This window comes from Halobiforma nitratireducens JCM 10879 (assembly GCF_000337895.1).
GTDB classification, from domain to species: Archaea; Halobacteriota; Halobacteria; order Halobacteriales; family Natrialbaceae; genus Natronobacterium; species Natronobacterium nitratireducens.
In genome coordinates this window covers 1-1,708 of sequence record NZ_AOMA01000066.1, presented here as the reverse complement: position 1 = coordinate 1,708, position 1,708 = coordinate 1, and the positions used below count along the sequence as shown (strand labels likewise).

Genomic DNA, 1,708 nt, shown 5'->3' with positions numbered 1-1,708 from the left:
CATCAGAGATGTGTATAAGAGACAGATGGTGGCGACGTGTTGACCGCCAAAGACGTCGGTGCAGAGGCCAAAGAGTTCGACGTCAACGAGCGGATGGTCCAGACAATCTCCCAACTCCGGCAAGGCGAGATTTCGAGCATCGAGGACCTCAAGGATGTCTGGACACAGACTAACGGCTCCCTAGAAGAACGTGCGGCCGAAATCTTCGAGATTGTCCGCGACGACGCCAGAGAGTGGCTCGAAGAGTGTAAAGTGGATCTCGACGAACTTGCCGACACTGGCGAGGGCGACAATGTCGCTGGTAACAGTCGAAGTAACGACGGTGTTCAATAATGGATGGAAAAATCACAGGAGAAACTGACGACCTGTTTGGTCTGAGTGTGATCGATAATAACGGCGTAGAACATGTGATCGACGTTCGGAAGTCGGACGGGAAAATAACGGCCCACAACCAGGACGGCTATCCCGATAAGTCCGCCAAACGGACGAACACCCAGAACGCACACACAGGCCAGGCCCGTCGGTTCGCCAAGTGGCACGTCTACCGCGAACGCGGCTACGAGACGCTCAAACGCCGAGAAAACCCCGACGTGTTGATGGCTAGCCTGCTGGCAGTCGCAGCGCTGCCATCCGAAGCGTTCACCGAGTACTTCGGGGATATCGAGGAGCAACTCCAGCGCCACTACAACGACGAGCCGGTTGAGTTGCCGTTCGAGGACGCCGATCCCGATGATACCATCATCTACGAGAAAGACGTCTACATCCAGCCCGATCCACTCACGTTTGACCCACCGGTCCTCGATCAGTTCCTCGCCCGCTTCGATGGTGATCCGGACNATCATCTACGAGAAAGACGTCTACATCCAGCCCGATCCACTCACGTTTGACCCACCGGTCCTCGATCAGTTCCTCGCCCGCTTCGATGGTGATCCGGACACACCGGCAGTCGCCACCAACGGGGACGTGCCACAGGAAGCGATGGACGACTTGCTCTTCGATGTCGAAGCCGTCTCCGACATGCACGTGCTTCACTACGACTCAGCGGGGAACGAACAGTACGAACGTGGCGGCCAGCCGGGAGTCGGCCGCAAACCCGACGTTCGTGTGGAACTGATGGCGTTCGATCCGGCGGAAATCGACTCCTTCCAGCACTACGTCGTCTCGCATCTCGCCTATCAGATCCGGGACTGCTTCCTGTTGATGGGACTGCAACCGCCTGCCGGGTTCCGGGTCTCCGGGTGGGGATCGTACAAAGGGTTCCTCTCACAGTCTGCCTTCAACCTCTACGAGAACTACTGGTCTAGCGAGGCAGAAATCACATCCTGGGACCCCGCCTGAACACGTCCCTCGANGATCCGGCGGAAATCGCCTCCTTCCAGCACTACGTCGTCTCGCATCTGGCCTATCAGATCCGGGACTGCTTCCTGTTGATGGGACTGCACCCGCCTGCCGGGTTCCGGGTCTCCGGGTGGGGATCGTACAAAGGGTTCCTCTCACAGTCTGCCTTCAACCTCTACGAGAACTACTGGTCTAGCGAGGCAGAAATCACATCCTGGGACCCCGCCTGAACACGTCCCTCGAGTGGGGGCCTAGTCAGGTGACTATTCGCTGAGGCACCGCAATTGACGTGTTTTCAACATAAACAGTGGTATCAGCGGAACAAAATCGCCGAAGGAAAGACATGCATAAGACAGCAGGAAATTGCGTC

At 57.2% G+C, this 1,708-nt stretch carries 2 protein-coding genes; both read left to right on the top strand.

The genetic code is table 11. The features are described from left to right. Positions 1-39: 39 nt before the first annotated feature. On the top strand, positions 40-333 hold the full coding sequence (locus tag C446_RS05965; protein ID WP_152419383.1) for a hypothetical protein: 294 nt from the start codon (positions 40-42) through the stop codon (positions 331-333). 1,097 nt (positions 334-1,430) lie between these two features. Continuing rightward, on the top strand, positions 1,431-1,568 hold the full coding sequence (locus C446_RS19495; RefSeq protein WP_193363525.1) for a hypothetical protein: 138 nt from the start codon (positions 1,431-1,433) through the stop codon (positions 1,566-1,568). Positions 1,569-1,708 lie beyond the last annotated feature (140 nt).

Excerpts from the sequence above, each read along its gene's own strand:
- C446_RS19495 (WP_193363525.1), top strand. The coding sequence starts at position 1,431 with ATGGGACTGCACCCGCCTGCCGGGTTCCGGGTCTCCGGGTGGGGATCG.